This window comes from uncultured Amnibacterium sp., assembly GCF_964244015.1.
Lineage (GTDB): Bacteria > Actinomycetota > Actinomycetes > Actinomycetales > Microbacteriaceae > Amnibacterium.
Genome location: NZ_CAXTHO010000011.1, coordinates 1 through 16,308, shown reverse-complemented (window position 1 = coordinate 16,308; position 16,308 = coordinate 1). Strand labels below are relative to the sequence as shown.

Genomic DNA, 16,308 nt, shown 5'->3' with positions numbered 1-16,308 from the left:
TCGAAGAGGAAGGTTAGCCTGCCCTTAGTGACAAAGCGAGGCTGGGGCGGGGACGATCGGAACGTGCAGGAAGCCGCGCCCCCTCGACGCGATCTCGCGATCGGTCTGCCCGCGAGCCTCCTGGCCGGGCTCGTGGTCGGCACCATCGGCACGTTCAAGCACCAGGTCGGGATCTCCGCGGCGACGGGCGCCGGCCTGCCCGTCGGCCTGGTGCTGGCGCTCACGATGGTGCTGCTGTTCCTCGTCGCCCTCCGGGTCGCGTTCCCGACCCGCTGGTACGCCGTGGCCGCCGCGGTCGGGATCGTCGCGTCCGTGGCGCTGCTGTCCCTCCCGGGCCTCAGCGGAGGATCGACCGTGATCCTCCGGAACGTCCCCGGCATCGCGTGGACGATCGCGCCGGCCGTGCTGGGAGCGGCGGTCGTCGGCTGGCCCCGCCGGGCCCGCAAGCGGACCGCCCCGGAACCCGGTGGGATACTGGAGACCGACCAGAGGGACCGGGTCGATGACACGAAGGACCACTGAGTGACGTACGTGATCGCGCTGCCGTGTGTGGACGTGAAGGACCGCGCCTGCATCGACGAATGCCCGGTCGACTGCATCTACGAGGGCGACCGGATGCTCTACATCCAGCCCGACGAGTGCGTCGACTGCGGGGCGTGCGAGCCGGCGTGCCCGGTGGAGGCCATCTACTACGAGGACGACCTGCCGTCGCAGTGGGCCGACTACTACAAGGCGAACGTCGAGTTCTTCGACGAGGTCGGGTCGCCGGGCGGCGCCGCGAAGGTCGGCGTGATCCACAAGGACCACCCGGTCGTCTCCGTCCTGCCGCCGCAGGCGTGAAGTCGGCGTCGCTTCGCGGCTGGGTAGGCTGACTCGGTGACCGACGCCGATCGCACGACCGCGACCCTGCAGACCGCGTCCTTGCACTACCCCGGCGGCACCGCCGAGTTCCCGATCCTGCCGTCCACGGACGGGGCCTCGAGTCTGGACATCTCGGGCCTGACCCGGACGACCGGTCTGACGACGCTGGACAACGGCTTCGTCAACACCGCGTCCACCAGGTCGGCGATCACCTACATCGACGGCGACCGGGGCATCCTCCGCTACCGCGGCTACCCGATCGAGGAGCTGGCGCAGCACTCCACGTACCTCGAGGTCGCGTGGCTGCTCATCCACGGCGACCTGCCCACCGAGACCGAGCTCACCGAGTTCGACGAGCGGATCCGACGGCACACGCTGCTGCACGAGGACATGCGGCGCTTCTTCACGGCGCTGCCGCACACCGCCCATCCGATGACCGTGCTCTCGAGCGGTATCAGCGCCCTCTCGACGTACTACGAGGACTCGCTGTCGGTGCACGATCCGGAGCAGATCGAGGCCGCCACGATCCGCCTCCTCGCGAAGCTGCCCGTGATCGCCGCGTACGCCCACAAGAAGACGCTCGGCCAGGCGTTCCTCTACCCGGACAACTCGCTGTCGTTCGTCGACAACTTCCTCCGCCTGAACTTCGGCACGAACGCCGAGCCGTACGAGATCGACCCGGTGATGTCGAAGGCGCTCGAGCGGCTGCTGATCCTGCACGAGGACCACGAGCAGAACGCGTCCGCCTCCACCGTCCGCCTCGTCGGCTCGACGGAGGCGAACATGTTCGTGTCCGTCTCGGCCGGCATCGCGGCGCTGTCGGGCCCGCTGCACGGCGGGGCGAACGAGGCCGTGCTGACGATGCTCGCGCAGATCCGCGACTCCGGCGAGGGCGTCGAGAAGTTCGTGCAGCGCGTGAAGAAGAAGGAGGAGGGCGTGCGCCTGATGGGCTTCGGCCATCGGGTGTACAAGTCCTACGACCCGCGCGCGAAGCTCGTGAAGGAGAGCGCCGACGAGGTGCTGGAGGCGCTCGGCGTGCAGGACCCGCTGCTCGACCTGGCCCGCGAGCTGGAGCAGATCGCCCTCGAGGACGAGTACTTCATCGAGCGCAAGCTGTATCCGAACGTCGACTTCTACACCGGCGTGCTTTACAAGGCGATGGGCTTCCCGCCGCGGATGTTCACGGCGCTCTTCGCGATCGGCCGCCTTCCCGGCTGGGTCGCGCACTGGCGCGAGGCGAACCAGGACGCGACGACGAAGATCGGCCGCCCCCAGCAGCTCTACGTGGGCCCGGTCGAGCGCCACCTGCACCGCTGACGCGGGCACGCTCGCCAGGGCGGGCGCTTTCGGACAATACGGGCGTCCGATCCCGCCCCGATCAGCCGAAAGCGCCCGGCTTTCGTCGGAGGCGTGGCAGGCCGGCGGCGAGCAGCTGCCGCTCGAGCTCGCCGTGCCCGACCAACGTCGCCCAGATCCAGCGCGACACGTCCGGCGTGGTCGGTGTGGCCCGGAGCCGATCCTCGCGCACCTTCTCGTCGGTGACGACCTCGGCAGGGACCCGCTGCCCGACGAACTCCTTCTTGGAGTACTTCTCCATGCCGTCGAACTCGCCGATCAGCCGGAAGTCGGGCCAGTAGAAGTCGACGAAGCCGATCAGTCCGCGGAAGTCCGAGAACTCGGCCTGGAGCAGCGGGGACGGGAAGCCCGACCGTTCGATCTGCACCCGGCTGTACGACTCGCCCACGGAGCCGGAGTCCGCGCGCGCGAAGGCGATGACCGCCTCCACGCGGACGCGTCCCCGCTTCGGCGCGAGCTCGTCGAGCGCGACCCGGAGCGACTCCTTCGTCGCGCCGTGGCTCAGCGCCCAGTCGGCTGCGACCACCGCGCACTCGAAGCTCTCGGTCAGCGCGAGGTCGATCACGGTCCGGTCCAGGTTCGTCGTGACGATCCCGTCCACCTCCGTGAGGTGCAGGGACGTGTCCGCGACGGCGTGCTTCCGGAAGCCGTGCTCGGTCCGCGTGCCGGCGGCGGCGCTGACCCTCGCGTGCACGAGTCCGTCCCTCGTGCCGAGCAGCGGGACCTCGAGCAGCACCGCCGCGGTCCGGTGCGACGCGATGAACGTGGCGCTCATCTCGCTCGCTGCGGCTGCGGCGAGCCGGTGGCGCTCGTCGCGCGTCAGCGACGTCCACACCGCCGTCGATACGAACGCGCCGTTGGCGAGCCGGGTCATCTCGCCGCGCTCCGCGGCTCGACGCAACGCCCGGTCGTCGGAGACGACGACGTTGCGATGCCGGGTCAGCGTCAGCTCCTGGCGGCCTCTGATCGGTGGCATACCCGAGACCATGGGGTATCCCGTGGTGTCGCGGAGCTCCATTGCCTGTGGAGGAGTGGATCTTCGGGGGGGTGCCGTATCGGACGCGGGTGGAAGCCCCGCTCCGAACACCGGGCGAGTTCGGCTCATCGGGGCGTGATCGGACGCCCGCTTTGTCCGAAAGCGCCCGGATTCGGCGGGGTCAGGCGTGGAGGAGGGGGTTCAGGGCGATGCCGGGGCCGGTGCGTGGGACCGCCTCCACCTCGCCCGTCCGGCTGTTGCGGCGGAACAGCCAGGCGTCCTGGCCGCTCAGGTCGACCGCCTTCACGACGCAGGGCTCATCGCCGGGGACCTGGAGGGTCAGCTTCGTGCCGGCGGTCACGTACAGCCCCGCCTCCACGACGCAGTCGTCGCCGATCGCGATGCCGAGGCCCGAGTTCGCGCCGAGCAGGCTCCTCCGCCCGATCGACACGCGCTGCGTGCCGCCACCCGACAGCGTGCCCATGATCGAGGCGCCGCCGCCGACGTCGGACCCATCGCCGACGACCACGCCCTGGCTGATGCGGCCCTCCACCATCGAGGCGCCGAGCGTGCCGGCGTTGAAGTTCACGAATCCCGCGTGCATCACCACGGTGCCCGGCGCGAGGTGGGCGCCGAGGCGGACCCGGGAGGCGTCGGCGATACGCACCCGGTCCGGCAGCACGTAGTCGGTCAGCCGCGGGAAACGGTCCAGCCCGATGATCTCGAGTCCCGCGCGCTTCAGCTGCGGCAGGCGCCGCTCCGCATCGACGGGCAGCATCGGACCACGTGCCGTCCAGGCATTGATCGGCAGCTGCGCCATCAGGCCATCGAGCGAGATCGAGTTCGGCGCGACGATCAGGTGCGACAGCAGCTGCAGCCGGAGGTACGCGTCCGCGGTCGACCCGACCGGGTCGTCGAGCGACGACTGGACCGTGACCGCCTCGATCCTGACCCGGCGCAGGTCGTCGACGTGCTCCGCGTCCTCCAGCGCGCGCGGCGGGTCGGACTCGGGAGCCGGGCCGAGCGCGGGGGAGGGGAACCAGACGTCGAGGACGGTGCCGTCCTTCGCCCGGGTGGCCAGCCCATGACCCCAGCCGGTCCGCTTCGGATCGCTCATCCGACCAGGGTATCCAGGCGTCCACCCGTCCGGACCGCGTCGCTCGGTACGATGTGCCGGTGCTCGGCCTCGACCTGACCGCCGATGCCGTGCTGCTCACCCAGCGGATCTGCGACATCGAGAGCGTCTCCGGGAACGAGGCGCCGCTCGCCGACCTGATCGAGACCGCGGTGCGCGCCGTGCCGCACCTCACCGTCCGCCGCTGGGGCGACACGATCGTCGCGCGCACCGAGCTCGGCCGCCCGACCCGCGTCGCGATCGCGGGGCACATCGACACCGTGCCGCTGAACGCCAACCTCCCGACCTTCTTCGAGGAGGTCGACGGCGAACGTCGGCTGGTCGGCCGCGGCACCACCGACATGAAGTCCGGGGTCGCCGTGCAGCTGAAGCTCGCCGCCGAGCTCGCCGCACCCGTGCCCGACGTGACGTGGATCTGGTACGACCACGAGGAGGTCGGCGAGGACCTGAACGGTCTGAACCGCCTGCTGCACGAGCATCCGGAGGAGCTCGAGGCGGACTTCGCGATCCTCGGCGAGCCGACGATCGCCGGTATCGAGGGCGGCTGCAACGGCAACCTGCGCGCCGAGATCCGCACCGTCGGCAAGCGCGCCCACTCCGCTCGCGGCTGGATCGGCGTCAACGCGATCCATCTCGCCGCCCCGATCCTCGCGACGCTCGCCGCCTACGAGCCGCGGTCCGTGGAGGTGGACGGGCTCGTCTACCGCGAAGGCCTCAACGCGGTCACGATCACGGGCGGCGTCGCAGGCAACGTGATCCCCGACGAGTGCGTCGTGCAGGTGAACCACCGGTTCGCCCCCTCCAGGACCCCGGAGGAGGCCGTCGCCCACATCCGCGAGGTCTTCGCCGGCTTCGACGTGACGATCGTCGACATCGCCGCCGGTGCGCGCCCGGGTCTCGACGTCCCGATCGCCCGCGCGTTCGTCGAGGCGGTCGGCGGCGAGCCGCGCCCGAAGTACGGCTGGACCGACGTCGCCCGGTTCGCCGGCCTCGGCATCCCGGCCGTCAACTACGGGCCCGGCGACCCGCTGCAGGCGCACACCGACGACGAGTTCGTGCCCGTCGACCAGATCCACGCCGTCGAGGCGGGCCTGCGGGCGTGGCTGACCGGCGCATGACCTTCACCGCGCCGGCGGTGCCGAGGTCCGTGGTACTGCAGCACGACCGCGCGCCTCGAATGCCCTGGTGGGGCGCCGCGCTGCTGATCTTCGCCGCGTCGCGCGTGGTCACGACGGGGTTGTTCCTGTGGGTCTGGTCGCTCGCCACCCCGCTGTCCCGGGCCGGCGCGCACCCGAGCTTCCTCGACCTCGTGAGTGCCTGGGACGGCCAGTGGTACTGGTTCATCGCCCAGAACGGCTACCCGAGCGTGCTGCCGCTCACCACCTCCGGCACCGTCGATACGAACCAGTGGGCGTTCCTGCCGGTGTACCCGTACCTGTCGAAGGCCCTCGGGTTCGGGCTGGGGGACTGGAGGGTCCCGGCCCTCGCGGTGAGCATCGCGGCGGGCTTCGGCGCAGCGGTCCTGCTCGGCGCCCTCCTGCTGCCGAGGATCGGGACGGGTCGCGCGCTCTTCGCCGTCGCCCTGATGTCGTGCTCGCCGCTGGCGTTCATGTTCCAGACGACCTACGCGGAGTCGCTCGGCCTGCTCCTCCTGCTCGCCGCGCTGGTACTCGCCGACCGCGGTCGGTACCTCGCCGCGGTCCCGGTCGCGCTCGTGCTCGCGTTCACGCGGCCGGGCATCCTGGCGCTCGCGCTCGCTGTCGGCCTGCAGCTCGTGATCCGGTTCGTCCGTGCCAGGAGGGGTGGGCCGGCGCTGCCGGGCGTGCAGCTCGCCGCCGGGTCGGTGCTCGCCCTCGTCTGCGCGGCGGCCGGCTTCGCGTGGATCGGCGTCGCGGCGCTCGCGACCGGTCGGCCCGACGCCTACTTCGCGACCGAGAGCGCCTGGCGGGCTCTCTGGATGCCCGCGTCGTCGATCAGCCTCTTCGAGCCCTGGCTGTTCGCGGCGGACTTCTGGGCCGACCGCGTCGTCGGCGCGGCGGCCGCGTCCTGGGTCGCGCCCGTGTTCCTCGTGGTGACCGTCGCCGGTTTCGGCGCCTTCCTCCTCTCGCCGTGGGCCCGGCGGCTCGGCGGCACGGTCCGGCTCTGGGGTGCCTCCTACGCCCTGTACCTGCTGGCGGTGTTCTTCCCCCAGTCGAGCGTGTTCCGGCTGCTGATGCCGATGGCGCCGCTCGCGGGCGCGATCACGCCGAGGTCCGTACCGGCCCGCGCGGTGGTCCTGCTCGGTTCGATCGGGCTGCAGGCGCTGTGGCTCTGGGTCTGCTACGGACCTGTTCAGGATTACTGGACCGTGCCCTGATCAGGGAGTCGGGTGATCAGGGTTTGGGAGTGGCGGACACTCGTGGAATACTGGAGTCGGACTTCACCAAAGGAAGGTGTCTCGCATGGCGGCGATGAAACCGCGTACGGGCGACGGGCCCATGGAAGCCGTCAAGGAGGGCCGCCTCATCATCGTGCGTGTGCCCCTCGAAGGCGGAGGTCGACTCGTCGTCTCCGTGAACGATGCGGAGGCGACCGAGCTGCGCGACGCGCTCTCGAAGGCCGTCGGCTAGAACGGAGTGCACTGGAACGGGCGCCGCTGATGCGGCGCCCGTTCCGCATGCTCCCGAGGCACGCCGCGCTGACCCGCCCGTCGAGCCGGGCGCTCAGCGCCGGTGTCGGAACGACCCGGAGCAGTCAGCGGGGGATCAGGTGGAGGAGGCCGTCGCCGACGGTCGACAGGCCGAAGAGCAGGTCCTCCCGGTCCCGCACCGAGGCCAGCAGTTCGCGGTAGGCGACGGTGGTGGGATCCCGCTTCGTCGGGCTCGCGACGCGGCCCTGCTGCAGCACGTGCGAGACGAGCACCGACCCGCCGGGACGCACCAGCCGCAGCGCCGTCTCGACGTACCCATGCACGCCCCGCCAGTCCGCGTCGACGAAGACGAGGTCGTAGGCCCACTCGTTCATCCTCGGCAGCACGTCGGCGGCGGTGCCCGTGATCAGGCGGGTCCGTCGCGCCGGATGGCCGGCCGTCTGGAAGACGGATCGCGCGACCTGGTGGTGGTCCAGATCCACGTCGATCGTCGTGAGCTGCGCCTCCGGAGCGCCTTTCAGCAGCCACAGGCCCGACACGCCGGTACCCGTACCGATCTCGATCATCGAGCCGGAAGGGTTCGCGGCGGCCGCGAGTGCCAACGCCGCGCCCGTGGCGGGCGACACGGGCTCGATCCCGAACTGCTGGGCGGCCTCCCGGGCCGCGTCGATCGCGTCGTCCTCGGGCACGAACGCGTCGGCGAACGGCCAGCGGGCGGCGATCTCTGCCATCGACCCCAGCCTATGGTCCCGAGAACGCGGTTCTCGATCTACTCTGGCCCGATGGACCCCACGAAGCTGCTCTTCATCGCGGTCCTGGCGCTCTTCCTCGTCGGCCCCGAGAAGCTGCCCGACTACGCGGCGAAGCTGGCGCGGTTCGTTCGGGCGGCACGGGGCATGCTCGACGACGCGAAGGATCGCGTCCGCGAGGAGCTGGGCCCGGACTTCGACGAGGAGGAGTGGCGCAAGCTCGATCCGCGCCAGTACGACCCGCGTCGCATCATCCGGGACGCGCTGCTCGAGCCTCCTGCGCCGCGGCAGCGGGACGCGGAGCCCGAACCCGAACCGGAGCCCGTCGTGATGCCGGCGCCGGCGCGCCGGCAGCTCGCGACGTTCGACGACGAAGCGACCTGATCCACCAGGCGTCGAGCGGTCTCGCCTGCTCAGGCGAGACCGGCGAAGCTCGCCCGGGTCCATCGGCTCGCCCGGGTCCATTCATGGGCGGAGCGGCAACCGTCTCCCGCTGAGGCCCCTGCCGATCCCCACGACCGCCGTCGCGAGCGCCTCGAGTGCCGCGGCGGCTTCGTCGTCCCCGCCCTCCGCGACGATCGGCGTGCCGAGATCGCCCGCCTTCCGCAGCGCACTCGACAGCGGGATGCTCGCGAGCAGCGGCACGCCCAGCCGCTCGGCGACGGCCCGCCCGCCTCCGCTGCCGAACAGGTCCAGCAGACCGCCGTCCGGCAGCCGCGCCGGCGACATCGTCTCCACGACTCCGATCAGCCGCTGGCCGAGCTTCACCGCGACGAGCCCGGACCGCACGGCGACACCGGAGGCCGCGGCCTGCGGCGTCGTGACCACCAGCACCTCCGCGCTCGGCAGCAGCTGGCCGAGCGAGATGGCGACGTCGCCGGTGCCGGGAGGCGTGTCCACCAGCAGCACGTCGAGCGCGCCGAAGTGCACGTCGGTGAGGAACTGGTTCAGCGTCCGGTGCAGCATCGGCCCGCGCCAGGCCACCGCGCCGTCCCGCTCGCCGGGCGGCAGGAACATCCCGATCGAGATCGCCTTCACGCCGTGCGCGACGGGCGGCACGATCAGCCCGTCGAGGTCCACCGGGGCGGTCTCGGGCGGGATGCCGAGCAGGCCGGGGATCGAGAATCCGTGCACGTCCGCGTCCAGCACGCCGACCGCGAGCCCCCGCCGGGCGAGCGCGACCGCGAGGTTCGCGGTGACGGTCGACTTGCCGACGCCGCCCTTGCCGCTCGTGACGGCGACGACCCGCGTCAGCGACCCGGGCCCGAAGGGGTTCCTCCGCTCGCCGCGCAGGCGCTCGGAGAGCGCGGCGCGGCGCTCGGGCGCCATCACCCCGAGGTGCACCGTGACCTCGTGCACGCCGGCGACCGAGGCGGCCGCGGTGCGGACGTCGCGCTCGATCCTGTCCGCGGCGGGGCAGCCGACGACGGTGAGGCTGAGCCGCACATCGGCGACGCCGTCGACGACCTCGACCGAATCGAGCATGTCGAGCTCGGCGAAGGGCCGGCGGATCTCCGGGTCCCGCACCGCGCCGACGGCCGCGCGCACGCGCTCCGCGGCGTCCGTCACGGTCGCGCGCCCCGCCGGCCCGGCTCGCGCACCGGTGGCTCCTCGTCGTCCGCGCCGACCGCCACCGCCTCGCGGGCGACCTCACGGCGGTCCAGCTCCTCCAGCAGCGACTTCAGCTCGGAGCGCACGAAGTCCTGCGAGGCCATGTCCCTGACGAGGAGGCGCAGCGCGACGATCTCGCGGGCCAGGTACTCGGTGTCGTCGAGGTTCCGCTCGGAGCGCTGCCGGTCCTGCTCGACCTGCACGCGGTCCCGGTCGTCCTGCCGGTTCTGCGCGAGCAAGATCAGGGGCGCTGCGTAGGAGGCCTGCAGCGAGAGGATCAGCGTCATGATCGCGAAGCCCTGACCGATCGGGTCGAACTGCGACTGCACCGGCGCGAAGGCGTTGTAGGCGAGCCAGAGCGCGACGAACACCGTCAGCCCGATCAGGAACGACGAGGTCCCCATCGCGCGGGCGAAGGACTCGGAGAACCGGCCGAACACGTCGCGGCTCGTCGGTCGGCGGCGCCCCCGCGGCAGCCCCTTCGGCGCCTCCAGCGGATCGACGTCCCGCCTCGCCCTGCGGCTACCCGGCGCGGCCACGGGGGCTCCTCCTCGACGGCACGCGCTGGGGGATCGTCGTGATCGCGGCCGTGTCCGTGCTCACGCGGGGCGGCTCGTCCTTGTCCGCGTCGCTGGACCGCCAGTCGTCGGGCAGCAGCCGGTCGAGCACGTCGTCGACCGTCACCACGCCGACGAGCCGGTGGTTCTCGTCGACGACCGGCACCTGCACGAGGTTGTAGGAGGCGAGGATGCGGGACACCTCCGCCGCGGACGTGCTCGCGCGCACGGGTTCGGTCTGGGTGTCGAGGATGCTGCCGAGCCGCTCGTGCGGCGGGTAGCGCAGCATCCGCTGGAAGTGCACGATGCCGAGGAACCGGCCGGTCGGCGGCTCGTACGGCGGCTGGGTCACGCAGACCGCCGCGCCGAGCGCCGGCGCGAGCTCGTGCCGGCGGATCAGTGCGAGCCCCTCCGCGACGGTCGCGTCGGCGGACACGATGATCGGGTCGGGCGTCATCATGCCGCCGGCCGTGTCGGGGTCGTAGGCGAGGAGCATCCGCACGTCGTCCGCCTCCTCCGACTCCATCAGGTCGAGCAGCGCCTCGCTGCGTTCGTCGGAGAGCTTCGCGATCAGGTCCGCCGCGTCGTCCGGCTGCATCGTCTCGAGCACGTCGGCGGCCCGGTCGTCCTTCAGGTGGGCGAGGATCTTGACCCCGGACTCCTCCGGCATCTCCTCGAGCACGTCGGCGAGACGGTCGTCGGCCAGCTCGTCGGCGACTTCGAGCATCCGCTGCTCGGGCAGGTCCAGCAGGGTGGAGGCGAGGTCGGCCGCGGGCAGATCGGCTGTCGACTGGATCAGCTGGGCCGCGGACTGGCTGCGGCCGCCCTGGTCCTGCTCCCGGATGTCGGACCACTTCACGAACGCGGTCGCGCCCCGGCCGAACGGCGCAGGGCCGGTGCGCGGGCGCCGCACGAAGACCTGGCCGACCTCCCATTCCGCGGGCCCGGCCTGCTCGATCGCGACGTCCTCGACCGTCGCCTCGCCCGAGCCGTCGGTGAGGCTGATCCGGCGGCCGAGGATCTCGGCCACGACCCGCACCTCGCTGGCGCGCTGCTCGAAGCGCCGGACGCTGATCAGCCCGGTGGTGATGACCTGGCCCGCGCCGATCGAGACGATCCTGCCGATGGAGAGGAAGATCCTGCGGCGGCCGGGGATCTCGATCACCATGCCGACGACGCGGGGCGACGCCGCCCTGCGGTAGACGACCACGACGTCGCGGACGCGGCCCAGCCGGTCGCCCTGACGATCGAAGACGGCGCACCCGGCCAGGCGGGCCACGAAGATGCGCGTCGTACTCACGGGCCAAGGGTAGGCCGAGTCGGTGCGGGCCGCGCCGGTCCGCCTCATAGTCGCTGCTCAGGGAGTGGAATGGAAGCGTGCAGCGGATGGTGAGATGCTGCACGCGTGAGTAACACGCAGAGCCTGTTCGGCGGCGGGCGCCAGGTCGCCTTCCCCGCACTGCCGACCGGCGACGTCATCGCCACCTACGGCACCTACGAGGAGGCGCAGAGCGCCGTCGACAAGCTGGCCGAGAACGACGGCTTCCCGATCCAGGGCGCCGCGATTGTCGGCAACGACATGAAGAGCGTCGAGCGCGTGACGGGCCGCCTGTCGTGGGGCCGTGCCGCCGGCGCGGGAGCCGCCTCGGGGCTGTGGCTCGGCCTGCTGTTCGGGCTCGTCACCACGATCTTCACACCGGCCGGCTCGAACCCCGGAACCGGGTACCTGCTGGGCGCCGTGCTGCTGGGCGCCGCGTTCGGCATGGTCTTCGGGCTCATCTCCTACGCGGTGTCCCGCCGGCGCCGCGATTTCAGCAGCGTGATGCAGGTCGTCGCATCGACCTACTCGCTCGTCGTCTCGGCCGAGTCCGCGAACCGCGCCCGCAACATCCTCGGGGGGACGCAGGGCACCACCGAGGTCACGACGATCCAGGACGCGAACTTCGACGACGGCCCGTTCCCTCCCGTCGCCTGAGCGGGTCCCGCCTTCTTCGCTCTCTGGTCCACTCGGACCCGGTCGGACGTCCGCCCCACTTCCTGGTGATCTCGAGACGGCCGTGGACGGCCTCCTCGATCAGCGGATGGTGCGGCGGGGCGAGCGGGCCGGGCCTGCTTCTCTCTCGCTGGTCGAGGTGCGAGCGCCAGCGAGCCTCGAGACCACTCGGAGGCGTATCCAGATGTGACCCGATCAGCGGGGGTTGACGCGGGCGACCGCCTCGATCAGCGGGTGGTGCGGCGGGGCGACTCGGTCAGGGCTGCTTCGCGGACGCGATCCAGGCCTCGACCTCGTCGGCGGTGCGGGGGATCGCGGCCGACAGGTTCTCGTAGCCGTCGGCCGTGACGGTGACATCGTCCTCGATGCGCACGCCGATGCCGCGGAACTCCTCCGGCACCGTCAGGTCGTCGGGCTGGAAGTAGAGCCCGGGCTCGATCGTGAACACCATCCCCGGCTCGAGCACGCCGTCCATGTAGAGCTCACGGCGGGCCTCCGCGCAGTCGTGCACGTCGAGACCGAGGTGATGGCTCGTGCCGTGGACCATGTACCGGCGGTCGGCGTGCTCGACGCCCTCCAGATCCTCCGGCGGCAGGATCGGCAGACCCCACTCGCCGACCCTGCGGGCGATGACGTCCATCGCCGCGGCGTGCAGGTCGCGGAACCTCGCACCCGGCTTCACCAGGGCGAACGCGGCGTCGGCGGCCTCGAGCACGGCCTCGTAGATCTGCCGCTGCACGGGCGTGAAGGTGCCCGATACGGGCAGGGTGCGGGTGATGTCCGCGGTGTAGAGGCTCGGCAGCTCGACGCCGGCGTCGATCAGGACGAGGTCGCCGGGGACCACCGGGCCGTCGTTGCGTGTCCAGTGCAGGATGCAGGCGTGCGGCCCGGAGGCGGCGATCGTGCCGTACCCGAGGTCGCTGCCCTCCGAGCGTGCTCGCGTGAAGAACACGCCCTCGATGATGCGCTCGCCGCGATCGTGCGCGGTGATGCGGGGCAGCGCGCCCAGCACGTCGTCGAAGCCCTGCTTCGTCGCGGCGACGGCGGTGCGCAGCTCCGCCAGCTCCGCTTCGTCCTTCACGAGCCGCAGCTCCGACAGGTCGCGCGCGAGCCCCTCTTCGTCGAGCGTCAGGTCGCCGTCGTGCCGCACGAGGTCGGCGACGTCCCTCGCCTCGACGCCGAGGGAGGCGCCCACCTCCGCCAGGGACGGCCTGCGGCCGACCCAGAACTCGCCGACGGAGGAGTTCGCGTAGAACTCGTCGGTGTCACGGCCGGCGGCCGGCTGGAAGTGCAGGACCGCGTCGTGCCCGTCGCCGTTCGGCTCAAGGACCAGCACGGAGCCCGCGACGGCCTCGTCGCCCCAACCGGTCAGCCAGGCGAACGCGGAGTGCGCGCGGTACGGGAAGTCGGTGTCGTTCGAGCGGACCTTCGGTTCGCCCGCCTCGATCACGAGGCGAGTGCCGACGTAGCGCTCGGAGAGCCGCGCACGACGTACGACGGCGGCCGCGGCCAGCGGTGCGACCGGGGGCAGCTGCTCGGGCCGGTCCGACCAGCCGCTCGCGATGTAGCGCTTGAACGCATCGCTCTTCGGGATCCCGGCGCGGCCGGAGGAGCCCGGCACCGCCACGTCCCGCTGCTCGGCCGGCCGGGTGTCGACCGTCTCGGTCTGCTGCTCGCTCGCCATGCCGCCATCCTCCTCCTGCACGGCTGCGGCTACTCCCCGAGGTGGGCGGCGAGATCCTCGAACAGCTGCGCCTGCGCTGCGAGCGACGCCCGCCAGTCCGGCAGCTCGAGCGCGTGGTCCGCGCCGGGCACCTCGATGACCGCGATTCCGCTGTCCTCGAACGCGCCCTCCCGCCAGTTGCCGTCCGCGGTGCCGCCGACGGCGATCGAGCGGTCGTCCATGCCGGTCAGCGCGGCCAGCACGGCCTCGTCGCGGAGCAGCGGCGTCAGCCACACACCGGGGACGTCGTTCCTCGCGGCCCACGGCGCCGCGAGCGTGCCGAGCGACTTCGTCAGGAGCAGGTCCGGCAGGTCGTCGCCGGCCGCGCGCTGCAGGACGCCCTCCACGAAGGCGACCGGGTCGCTGCCTCCCTCCGTCTCCGGGGTCCAGGAGACGATCGCGAGGCGCCAGCCCGCCGCCGCGAGCAGCCGCGCCGGCCAGTGCAGCGCCGGCGCGAGCGCGGGATAGCCGCTGCCCGGCAGCACGACCGCGAACAGCGAATCCGGCTCGGTGGACCCGCGCTGCACGATCTTCACCCCGAGATCCCACCACATCGCCTCGCATGGTCGAGGGCTTCGCGGATCCGGAGATCCCGGGCGGCACCCCGCGATCTGAGCACTCCACGCGGGGTGTCGCCGAATTCCTCCGGATCCGCGAAGGATCCGAAGGATCGGCGGACGTCAGCCGGCGGGGCGGAGGCGGGCCAGGACTGGTCGGTGGTCGCTGCCGGCGGAGTCCTCGTCGGTCAGCACCCGGAAGCCGGTGAAGGCCCAGTTCGGCGTCGCGAGCACATGGTCGATCGGTGTCCCGGTCAGCGCGGGCAGGCTCGTCGGCCAGGTGCCGACCGCGGCGTTGCGGGTGGCGAGCGCGCCGTCGCGGCAGGTCCGCAGCGTTCCCGTGCCGGTGCCGAGGCCCGAGAAGTGGTCGACGGTCGCGTTGAAGTCGCCCGCCATCAGCACGTTCCGGCCCGAGCAGCGGGCGGTCGCCCATGCGAGGTCCGCCCGCCAGTCGACCGGGTCGGGCTGGTAGGGCGCCATCGTGTGCACGGCGACGATGCGCGGCGCGTTCTGGCCCTCGGCCGGCTCGACGACGATGCTCGGTACGCCGTGGGTGTCCCCGATCCCCGCGACGCGGCGGTACCCGCCCAGCGAGGTGCGGACGAGGAGGGAGGTCGATCGCGACGGGATCCCCGCCTGCTGGGACGACGAGAACACCCGGAAGTGCTGCCCCTCCGCGGCGAGCAGCCGGGCGACCTGCCGTGCGCGCCCCGCCGTCGTCTCGGGGAGGGTCACGACCGTCGCGCGATTCTCGTGCGCCACCCGCGCGATCACCTGGGCCGGCACCGAGTCGCCGAGCGTGTTCCAGCTGAGCACCGTCACGTCGTTCTGCTGTGCGACCGGGATGTCCGGCGCCCCGACGCCGCGGACGACCAGGACACCCGAGACGCCGACGGCGAAGGCGACGAGGACCAGGGCGAGCACGCCCAGCAGCCGCCGGAGGGGGAGCAGCACGTGACCGACGGCGGTGAGCACGACCGCGAGCCCGAGCGCGACGAGCACGGCGGCTCCCCGGAACGACACGGCCAGGGCGGCGACCGGCGCGCGCTGCAGCCCGAGCGCCTCCGGCCACGCCACCAGGGCGAGCAGGGCGATCAGCGCGACGGCGACGAGGGTCGCGACGAACCGGCGGAGCACGGAGCGCAACGGTACGTGGGGGATGGCGTCGGGGCCGGAGGGACCCGCTGCCGCTCCTACGATTGCGGGATGGCTGTGCACGGGAGGTTCGACCTGCACACCCACTCGACCGCGTCGGACGGCACGGAGCCGCCCGGCACCGTGGTCGCCCAGGCCGCTCGCGCGGGACTCGCCGGCATCGCGCTGACCGACCACGACTCGACCGCCGGCTGGGCGGATGCGATCGCCGCGGCGCGCCGGGGCGGCATCGGCCTGCTGCCCGGTGTCGAGCTGTCGACGCGGTCGGGGTGGCGCAGCGTGCACATGCTCGGCTACCTCGTCGACCCCGCCGACGCGGACCTCGTCGCCGAGACGGACCGGATCCGCACCTCCCGCCTCCGGCGCGCCCACCGCATCGTCGAATCGATCTCGGTCGACTACGCGATCACCTGGGAGGACGTGGTCGCGCAGACCGCGCCCGGGGCGACGGTGGGGCGCCCCCACATCGCGGACGCCCTCGTCGCACTCGGCATCGAGCCGGACCGGAGCGCCGCGTTCGCGGGCGTCCTCCACCCCCGCCGCGGCTACGTCGAGCCGCACCACGCCCCGACCCCCGCCGACGGCGTCGCCCTGATCCGCGCCGCAGGCGGCGTCCCCGTGCTCGCCCACCCCGGTGCCTCGCGTGCCGACTGGGTGATCCCGGAGGAGGAGGTGGAGCAGCTCGTCGACGCCGGCCTGTTCGGCATCGAGGTGGACCACCCCGAGAACACCTCCGGCGGCGGCCGCGTCGCTGCGCGCCTGGCCGCACGGTTCGCGCTGCCCATCACCGGGTCGAGCGACTACCACGGGTCGGGGAAGCCGAACCGGCTCGGCGACCGCACCACCGCGCCCGAGGTCGTCGACGCGATCATCGCGCAGGCAACCGGCTCGCAGCCCGTCCTGCCCTGAGCCTCCTCCGGAGGAGTACGACAGCAGGACTCAGGAGCTTCGGCAGGACTGTCATGTCTCAGGACATTGCTGACGTTTGTGTCTCCTGCGGTGCGGA

The 16,308-nt window shown here is 72.3% G+C and carries 18 protein-coding genes; 9 read left to right on the top strand and 9 right to left on the bottom strand.

The window, feature by feature from the left end; all coding sequences use genetic code 11:
- The first annotated feature begins 63 nt into the window (after positions 1-63).
- The 3 genes from ACFE67_RS02595 to ACFE67_RS02585 are packed head-to-tail and all read left to right on the top strand — an operon-like array spanning position 64 to position 2,178.
- On the top strand, positions 64-522 hold the full coding sequence (locus tag ACFE67_RS02595) for a hypothetical protein (protein WP_375405315.1): 459 nt from the start codon (positions 64-66) through the stop codon (positions 520-522).
- Positions 523-840 carry a ferredoxin gene (fdxA, locus tag ACFE67_RS02590; RefSeq protein ID WP_375405314.1) on the top strand — a complete coding sequence of 106 codons (318 nt, stop codon included), beginning with the start codon at positions 523-525 and terminating at the stop codon, positions 838-840. It begins immediately after the preceding gene.
- A 36-nt stretch (positions 841-876) separates the two neighbouring features.
- On the top strand, positions 877-2,178 hold the full coding sequence (locus tag ACFE67_RS02585) for a citrate synthase (RefSeq protein ID WP_375405313.1): 1,302 nt from the start codon (positions 877-879) through the stop codon (positions 2,176-2,178).
- A 61-nt stretch (positions 2,179-2,239) separates the two neighbouring features.
- On the opposite strand, the gene ACFE67_RS02580 is transcribed toward ACFE67_RS02585, so the two are convergent.
- The gene (locus ACFE67_RS02580; RefSeq protein ID WP_375405312.1) at positions 2,240-3,193 is read right to left on the bottom strand and encodes a hypothetical protein; all 954 of its coding nucleotides are present in this window, start codon (positions 3,191-3,193) and stop codon (positions 2,240-2,242) included.
- A gap of 181 nt (positions 3,194-3,374) precedes the next feature.
- Positions 3,375-4,310: a DapH/DapD/GlmU-related protein gene (locus ACFE67_RS02575; protein WP_375405311.1), complete on the bottom strand. Its 936-nt coding sequence runs from the start codon at positions 4,308-4,310 to the stop codon at positions 3,375-3,377.
- Between the two features lie 53 nt (positions 4,311-4,363).
- Between ACFE67_RS02575 and dapE the strand changes: the two genes are divergently transcribed.
- The 3 genes from dapE (at position 4,364) to ACFE67_RS02560 (ending at position 6,937) form a co-directional block, all read left to right on the top strand.
- Positions 4,364-5,446 (top strand): succinyl-diaminopimelate desuccinylase, encoded by a 1,083-nt coding sequence (dapE, locus tag ACFE67_RS02570; protein ID WP_375405310.1) that lies wholly within the window; start codon positions 4,364-4,366, stop codon positions 5,444-5,446.
- Positions 5,428-6,684, top strand: coding sequence for a hypothetical protein (locus ACFE67_RS02565; protein ID WP_375405309.1), 1,257 nt, complete (start codon positions 5,428-5,430; stop codon positions 6,682-6,684). Before dapE ends, ACFE67_RS02565 begins: the two co-directional genes overlap by 19 nt.
- 85 nt (positions 6,685-6,769) lie before the next feature.
- Positions 6,770-6,937 (top strand): DUF3117 domain-containing protein, encoded by a 168-nt coding sequence (locus ACFE67_RS02560; RefSeq protein ID WP_375405308.1) that lies wholly within the window; start codon positions 6,770-6,772, stop codon positions 6,935-6,937.
- Positions 6,938-7,061: 124 nt separating this feature from the next.
- Here ACFE67_RS02560 and ACFE67_RS02555 read toward each other — a convergent pair whose 3' ends face one another.
- Positions 7,062-7,688 (bottom strand): O-methyltransferase, encoded by a 627-nt coding sequence (locus tag ACFE67_RS02555; protein WP_375405307.1) that lies wholly within the window; start codon positions 7,686-7,688, stop codon positions 7,062-7,064.
- Positions 7,689-7,739: 51 nt separating this feature from the next.
- On the opposite strand from ACFE67_RS02555, the gene ACFE67_RS02550 reads away from it, so the two are divergent.
- Complete coding sequence (locus ACFE67_RS02550; protein ID WP_375405306.1) at positions 7,740-8,090, top strand: hypothetical protein; 351 nt, start codon at positions 7,740-7,742, stop codon at positions 8,088-8,090.
- An 81-nt stretch (positions 8,091-8,171) separates the two neighbouring features.
- Here the strand turns inward: ACFE67_RS02550 and ACFE67_RS02545 are convergent, their stop codons facing one another.
- Genes ACFE67_RS02545 through ACFE67_RS02535 form a run of 3 tightly spaced genes read right to left on the bottom strand, consistent with a single transcriptional unit; the run spans position 8,172 to position 11,174 of the window.
- The gene (locus tag ACFE67_RS02545) at positions 8,172-9,275 is read right to left on the bottom strand and encodes an Mrp/NBP35 family ATP-binding protein (RefSeq protein ID WP_375405305.1); all 1,104 of its coding nucleotides are present in this window, start codon (positions 9,273-9,275) and stop codon (positions 8,172-8,174) included.
- Positions 9,272-9,856 (bottom strand): DUF1003 domain-containing protein, encoded by a 585-nt coding sequence (locus ACFE67_RS02540; RefSeq protein WP_375405304.1) that lies wholly within the window; start codon positions 9,854-9,856, stop codon positions 9,272-9,274. Before ACFE67_RS02540 ends, ACFE67_RS02545 begins: the two co-directional genes overlap by 4 nt.
- A complete protein-coding gene (locus ACFE67_RS02535; RefSeq protein ID WP_375405303.1) occupies positions 9,840-11,174 on the bottom strand; it encodes a magnesium transporter MgtE N-terminal domain-containing protein in 1,335 nt (444 codons plus the stop codon). The genes ACFE67_RS02540 and ACFE67_RS02535 overlap by 17 nt, the downstream gene beginning before the upstream one ends.
- Before the next feature lie 105 nt (positions 11,175-11,279).
- On the opposite strand from ACFE67_RS02535, the gene ACFE67_RS02530 reads away from it, so the two are divergent.
- On the top strand, positions 11,280-11,849 hold the full coding sequence (locus ACFE67_RS02530) for a general stress protein (RefSeq protein ID WP_375405302.1): 570 nt from the start codon (positions 11,280-11,282) through the stop codon (positions 11,847-11,849).
- A 274-nt stretch (positions 11,850-12,123) separates the two neighbouring features.
- Here the strand turns inward: ACFE67_RS02530 and ACFE67_RS02525 are convergent, their stop codons facing one another.
- The 3 genes from ACFE67_RS02525 to ACFE67_RS02515 all read right to left on the bottom strand — a co-directional run bounded on the left by ACFE67_RS02525 (position 12,124) and on the right by ACFE67_RS02515 (position 15,284).
- Positions 12,124-13,551 (bottom strand): aminopeptidase P family protein, encoded by a 1,428-nt coding sequence (locus tag ACFE67_RS02525; protein WP_375405301.1) that lies wholly within the window; start codon positions 13,549-13,551, stop codon positions 12,124-12,126.
- Between the two features lie 29 nt (positions 13,552-13,580).
- Positions 13,581-14,144: a hypothetical protein gene (locus tag ACFE67_RS02520; RefSeq protein WP_375405300.1), complete on the bottom strand. Its 564-nt coding sequence runs from the start codon at positions 14,142-14,144 to the stop codon at positions 13,581-13,583.
- A 126-nt stretch (positions 14,145-14,270) separates the two neighbouring features.
- Entirely contained in the window at positions 14,271-15,284 is a 1,014-nt protein-coding gene (locus tag ACFE67_RS02515) for an endonuclease/exonuclease/phosphatase family protein (RefSeq protein WP_375405299.1), read from the bottom strand.
- 69 nt (positions 15,285-15,353) lie between these two features.
- Here ACFE67_RS02515 and ACFE67_RS02510 point away from each other — a divergent pair, with 69 nt between their 5' ends.
- Entirely contained in the window at positions 15,354-16,211 is an 858-nt protein-coding gene (locus ACFE67_RS02510) for a PHP domain-containing protein (protein ID WP_375405298.1), read from the top strand.
- The last annotated feature ends 97 nt before the right edge of the window (positions 16,212-16,308 follow it).

Excerpts from the sequence above, each read along its gene's own strand:
- ACFE67_RS02580 (WP_375405312.1), bottom strand. The coding sequence starts at position 3,193 with ATGCCACCGATCAGAGGCCGCCAGGAGCTGACGCTGACCCGGCATCGC.
- ACFE67_RS02520 (WP_375405300.1), bottom strand. The coding sequence starts at position 14,144 with ATGTGGTGGGATCTCGGGGTGAAGATCGTGCAGCGCGGGTCCACCGAG.
- ACFE67_RS02510 (WP_375405298.1), top strand. The coding sequence starts at position 15,354 with ATGGCTGTGCACGGGAGGTTCGACCTGCACACCCACTCGACCGCGTCG.
- ACFE67_RS02560 (WP_375405308.1), top strand. The coding sequence starts at position 6,770 with ATGGCGGCGATGAAACCGCGTACGGGCGACGGGCCCATGGAAGCCGTC.
- ACFE67_RS02575 (WP_375405311.1), bottom strand. The coding sequence starts at position 4,310 with ATGAGCGATCCGAAGCGGACCGGCTGGGGTCATGGGCTGGCCACCCGG.
- ACFE67_RS02555 (WP_375405307.1), bottom strand. The coding sequence starts at position 7,688 with ATGGCAGAGATCGCCGCCCGCTGGCCGTTCGCCGACGCGTTCGTGCCC.
- ACFE67_RS02525 (WP_375405301.1), bottom strand. The coding sequence starts at position 13,551 with ATGGCGAGCGAGCAGCAGACCGAGACGGTCGACACCCGGCCGGCCGAG.
- ACFE67_RS02550 (WP_375405306.1), top strand. The coding sequence starts at position 7,740 with ATGGACCCCACGAAGCTGCTCTTCATCGCGGTCCTGGCGCTCTTCCTC.